Here is a 5,860-nt window from a genome sequence, read left to right as displayed (position 1 = left end):
TTTTTTTCTAATTAACTATTTTTATCGATTTTATCATGATCTTACCTCTGTCTCACATTTATTTGAAATGACTATAGATCTTTCTTAGCCAGATGCCACAGCCTCACCTGTCACAATCGGTTTGTATTTATTTTTATTCAGCAATATTTAGTATAATTGAGTATAATTTTGTGTAACAAAAAAATATCAGTTTTTAGAAGCCTGGATCTCATTAATTTATGTAAAGAATTTAATTTAATTGGATTGATAGCTAAGTATATTGAACTCAGTATATTTCTGTATAATAATCGTGAAAAAGGGGGAATAAGCGATCGCTCGTCCCCCTTTTTTCGGGGATGTGCAGCCGTTGGAGACTTCGATACAAAGCAGAGAGACACAGGCTTTGAGGCTTAAATCAATGGAAGTTCTTCTGTCAAAATTCAATCATTGGAGTTTCATACCCGTTTCCTGCAGGAAAAGCCATACAAAAAACTAAAAAATCTCCCCAACAATCATCCCCGCCAATATGACAAACCCCACCCAAACATTTTGGCGAAAAATTTGACCGTAAACAAGCTTAGGAAGATCCGCTTTCTTCAGTTGACTGTACTGCAAAAACCACAAAATAGCCGCCGCACTAATTGCCATCCAAAAACCAATGTGCAAGTGCAGATCAATTCCCATTGCTGCTAACAAACCGACAGTACCAACAAAGAAAAAACCCACAGCATTAGCAGCATTGTCCCCGAAAAATATCGCGCTGGAATTCACCCCCAAACGCAAATCGTCTTCCCGATCGCTCATCGCATAAACTGTATCAAATCCCATCGTCCAAAACACGACTGCACCCCACAGAAGCCAAGTTGCTAATTCTAATTCGTCAACGGCAGCGCTCCAACTAATTAAAACTGCAAAACCCCAGGCAATTGATAACACTAATTGCGGCACTGGAAAGAATCTTTTGGCCAGCGGATAGCAGATAATTACTGGTACGGCGGCGACGCACAGCCAGAAGCTTAAAGGATTGAGATAAAAAGCGAGAATCGCCGCGCAAGCAAAGGAAATTAATGCAACTCCTATTCCTGTTTGCACGGTGAGGGCGCGGGATGCTAGCGGGCGCGATCGCGTTCTTTCTACTTCGGGATCGATATCGCGATCCCACAAGTCGTTGATGACGCATCCCGCCGCACTCGTGGCTAAGGTACCCAACACAATCACGCCCACCAATGCTGCGGGCGGCCTCCCGTCTGCTGCTAAAAAGACTGCCCAGAGGGCTGGAATCATTAAAATCAGCCTTCCTGCTGGTTTGTCCCATCTCAAAAGCCTCACGACAGTTAGCAATGTGGATTCGGGTTGGCGATCGGGCTCTTTAAGCATTTCAATTCTAGATTTGATATTTTTAACTCTAGATTTTATCAAATTTTAGGCACAATCACTTACTATCTCTGCTGGCGATCGCACTTCTGCCGAAATTTAAAACAGGTAAAAGTCTTGAGCAGTCAGCAATTCCAAATTTTTGCTAATTTAATAGAATGCCTCACTGGATTCGTGAAATAATCATAAATATCTGTCAACCCCGATACTCCAATGGTTAATTCACTTCCTTCTGCGGAGTCAAATCGCATTATTGCTGCTATTGATATGGGTACTAACTCGTTTCACATGGTGGTGGCGCGCATCGATCCGAAATTACCCGCGTTTACGATTATTGCTAGAGAAAAAGATACGGTTCGGTTGGGCGATTGTGAGGTTAAGACAGGGTGTTTGAAGTCCGAGGTTATGGAAAGGGCGATCGCCACTCTGCGCCGTTTTCAAGATATTGCTAAAACTTTCAATGCCGAACAAATTATCGCTGTGGCTACGAGTGCAGTTCGGGAAGCCCCTAACGGGCGGGATTTTCTCAAACAAGTTGCTGAAGAATTAGACCTGAATGTGAGTTTAATTTCCGGTCAGGAAGAAGCGCGGAGAATTTATCTCGGCGTTCTTTCGGGTATGGAGTTTAACAATCAGTCGCAGGTGATTATTGATATTGGGGGCGGTTCTACGGAGTTGATTTTAGGAGACAGTTCTGAGCCTCGGTGTCTCACCAGTACAAAAATTGGTGCTGTTCGCTTAACAGGACAATTTGTCAAAACTGACCCGATTAGCAGGGAGGAGTTTGCTTATTTGCAAGCTTATATTCGGATTTCGCTAGAAAGACCGATCGACGAATTGCGATCTCAATTCCATGAGGGCGAACCTTTGCGCTTGATTGGCACTGCTGGAACCATCGAAACTCTAGCGGCAATTAATGCTCGCGAAAAGTGGGGAACAGTGCCGAGTCCCCTAGCCGGATATCAGTTAAGTTTAAAAGATTTGCGCGATTTAGTCAATCGCTTTCGCAAACTTTCTTATGCCGAAAGGTTGGCAATTCCGGGAATGTCGGACAAGCGGGCGGAAATTATTCTGGCAGGCGCTTTGATTTTGCAGGAAGCTATGATACTATTAGGAATTGAATCGCTGACTGTTTGCGATCGATCTCTGAGAGAAGGCGTAATTGTTGACTGGATGCTGGCGCACGGTTTAATTGAAAACCGCTTACGCTATCAAGGTTCAATCCGCCAGCGCAGCATTCACCACATGGCTGAGAAATATCAAGTCAATTTAGAACAAAGCGAAAGAACCGCAGCATTTACTCTCAACTTCTTCGACCAAACTCAAGGAATTCTACACAACTGGGGAAGTGAAGAACGCGAGTTGCTGTGGGCTGCCGCAATTCTGCACAACTGCGGTTTGTACGTCAGTCATTCAGCGCACCACAAGCATTCTTACTATTTAATTCGCAATGGTGAGTTATTGGGCTACACTGAAACAGAGATTGAAGTAATTGCCAATTTGGCTCGCTATCACCGGAAAAATCCTCCCAAAAAGAAGCACGAAAACTTTATTGCTCTTCCGAAAAAATACCGAGAATTCGTCAATAAATTGCATCCTTTTCTGCGGTTAGCTGTGGCTTTAGATAGGCGGCAAATAGGCGCAATTTCTGATTTTAAATGCGAATATCGCCCGGAAGTTAGAGAGTTTCACTTGCGCCTACAACCGCTCAATCCCGAAGACAATTGCGCTCTAGAATTGTGGAGTTTGGATTATAAAAAGCCGTGTTTTGAATATGAGTACAATCTCAAATTAGTGGCAACTTTGGAACCGACTCTGGTTCCGGTTTAAATACAAAGCCGAGCCTGGAAATGAGAGACTGTAGGGTGCGAAGTACGCACCCTACAGTTTCAACTTAACCCCAAGTCTAGTACCAATATTGTGTTTGACTCTATACTCCTCCCGATCGCCCTAGCCTACCTTCTGAAGGCAGGCTAGATTAATTTTAGAGAGGATAAATCAATGCGATATGACTATTTGCTGACGCTATACGAAAGATTTAAGTAGTGTCTCATATCATATCCGGTCGAGCGATCGCGATTTTTTTAGGGGTTCCCCTCACCAACAATACCTGCCAATAATTGACAATCTCACCAACCCACCCCGACCATGATATTATAGTTAATCGATCGGACATGATATTAGCGATCATTGTGATACAACCGGATTCGATATTATCTGCAAACCAGGTAGCCCGGTTACTGTAAAATCCTGTTGAGTGATCAGATTAGCTGGCACGCCCTTGAGGCTAGCTAAGATTTGATCGGTATTGGCAATTTTGATAAAAGTTGTAGTGTTTTCTTGAAGTATGCTGAGTCGATCGACCGTTAACCCTCCCATTAAAATTAATAAATCTTCACCTTGCGTAAAATCAGCGATTACATCCTGGCCTTCTCCCGCAGTCAAGAAAAAGTAATCGCGCCCGCTTCCCCCTTGCAGCGTATCGTTTCCGAAGTCTCCCATCAACCAGTCGTCGCCAATTCCCCCAATAAAAGTATCATCACCCTTACCGCCGTACAGAGTATCGCTACCGTCACCGCCACACAATTGATCGGCATCTTGATTACCAAAAATTAAATCATTGCCGGTGCCACCGCACAAATAATCTTGTTGACTGCTAGCTTCCGTAGCGATATTGTCAATATCTCCGAAAATCGTATCCTCGCCATCGCCACCGCAGATGGTGTCATTTCCCAAATCTCCAAAAAGCAAATCATTGCCAGAATCGCCGCAAATTATATCGTTATCTTTGCCGCCGTGTAAGGTATCATTGTCTTCGCCGCCACTTAGAGTATCTTCGCTTTCTTGTCCGTACAAAACGTCGTTGCCGTTATTGCCAAAAAGCAAATCTTTTCCTGTCAAGTCACCGTCAGGCGCCTCAGAAGTGTCGCCAAATAAACTGTCATTACCTTCATCGCCAAGTAGGGTATCGTTGCCTTTGTCGCCCCAAACTACGTCATTATCTTTGCCTGCGATCGCCACATCATGATCTTTACCCCCATAAATAATGTCATTCCCAGCGTGGCCGAGGAGATAGTCGTTATTTTCGTTGCCAAATATGGTGTCGCTGTCTGCATCCGCGCCAACAGTAACTGGGCTAGCAAGGCCACCGTAAATATTGTCGCTGCCGACAAAACCATTTAGCCAGTCGCTGCCGTTGAAACCGTTGATGATGTCATTAATATCGCTGCCGGTTAGAGTATCTTTACCGTCAGTACCGTTGAGGATATTTTCAGGGATATTCGGGCCGGCAATGGAAGTGCGATCGGGTAAAGTGATTCGATCGCACATACAGTCTTCCGAAGCTGCAGGAATTAGCGCAGGTGTGGGGGTTTCGGTTGTTGGAGATGTGGTTGGGGCAATCGAATTCTGATTGGCGATCGGCGTTTGCCCAGGTTTAGCCGTCGGAATTGGAGTTTCCGCAGATATCGGAATTGGCGTCGGAATTGGTGTCGGAGTTTCCGCAGGGGTCGGAGTTTTCGCAGGAATTGGCGTCGGAATTGGAGTTTCCGCAGGAATTGGCGTCGGAATTGGAGTTTCCGCAGGAATTGGCGTCGGTGTGGGAATTGGAGTTTCCGCAGGAATTGGCGTCGGTGTGGGAATTGGAATTTCAGCAGGAGTCGGCGTCGGAATTGGAGTTTCCGTAGGAATTGGCGTCGGCGTCGGAATTGGAGTTTCCGCAGGAATTGGCGTCGGCGTCGGGATTGGTGTCGGAGTTTCCGCAGGCGTCGGAGTTTCCGCAGGAATTGGCGTCGGTGTGGGAATTGGAGTCTCCGCAGGAATTGGCGTCGGTGTGGGAATTGGAGTTTCCGCAGGCGTCGGCGTCGGAATTGGAGTTTCCGCAGGAATTGGCGTCGGTGTGGGAATTGGCGTCGGTGTGGGAATTGGAGTTTCCGCAGGCGTCGGAATTGGCGTCGGTGTGGGAATTGGAGTTTCCGCAGGCGTCGGAATTGGCGTCGGTGTGGGAATTGGAGTTTCCGCAGGCGTCGGCGTCGGAATTGGCGTCGGTGTCGAAATTGGAGTTTCCGCAGGAATTGGCGTCGGAGTCGGAGTTGTATCTACAATAGTCAAAATAGCACTATAAATCGCTCCTAAATCTGCTCCATTAGTGGGATTGTTCAGAGTTAAGTTAACAGTTTCATCCTCTTCTATCTCTGAATCATCAACAATGGGAATCGTGAAAGTTTGAGCAGTTTCGCCAATGCCAAAATTTAACGTTCCCGATGTTTGGTTATAGTCATTACCAGCATTAGCTGTTCCATTACTCGTACTGTAACTGACAGCCGCAGCCACATTAGTAGCATCAGTGCGAGTAACGGTAATTGTGGCAAACTGACCGTTTTCATTAGCGCTGTAGTTGGCGTTGCTGAAGTTAAATTTACCGGGAATGTTGACATTAATATTTGCTAAAATGGCTGGTGAAGTAAAAGCCCCATCGCTGACAGTGTAAGTAAAACTATCGGAACCA

General features: G+C 45.6%; 3 protein-coding genes. 1 reads left to right on the top strand and 2 read right to left on the bottom strand.

The window, feature by feature from the left end:
- Positions 1–471: 471 nt before the first annotated feature.
- Positions 472–1,356, bottom strand: coding sequence for a 4-hydroxybenzoate solanesyltransferase (locus QUA57_RS27525; RefSeq protein WP_333064924.1), 885 nt, complete (start codon positions 1,354–1,356; stop codon positions 472–474).
- Positions 1,357–1,566: 210 nt separating this feature from the next.
- Here QUA57_RS27525 and QUA57_RS27520 point away from each other — a divergent pair, with 210 nt between their 5' ends.
- Complete coding sequence (locus QUA57_RS27520) at positions 1,567–3,183, top strand: Ppx/GppA phosphatase family protein (RefSeq protein ID WP_333064923.1); 1,617 nt, start codon at positions 1,567–1,569, stop codon at positions 3,181–3,183.
- A 357-nt stretch (positions 3,184–3,540) separates the two neighbouring features.
- On the opposite strand, the gene QUA57_RS27515 is transcribed toward QUA57_RS27520, so the two are convergent.
- On the bottom strand, positions 3,541–5,860 hold a 2,320-nt coding region (locus QUA57_RS27515; RefSeq protein WP_333251487.1), incomplete at its 5' end, for a Calx-beta domain-containing protein.

Source organism: Microcoleus sp. Pol7_B2 (assembly GCF_036701035.1).
GTDB lineage: Bacteria > Cyanobacteriota > Cyanobacteriia > Cyanobacteriales > Microcoleaceae > Microcoleus.
Note: the sequence above shows the minus strand (reverse complement) of the source record. Positions and strands in the feature narration are given on the sequence as shown.

Coding starts and splice junctions, on each gene's coding strand:
- QUA57_RS27525 (WP_333064924.1), bottom strand. CDS start 1,356: ATGCTTAAAGAGCCCGATCGCCAACCCGAATCCACATTGCTAACTGTC.
- QUA57_RS27520 (WP_333064923.1), top strand. CDS start 1,567: ATGGTTAATTCACTTCCTTCTGCGGAGTCAAATCGCATTATTGCTGCT.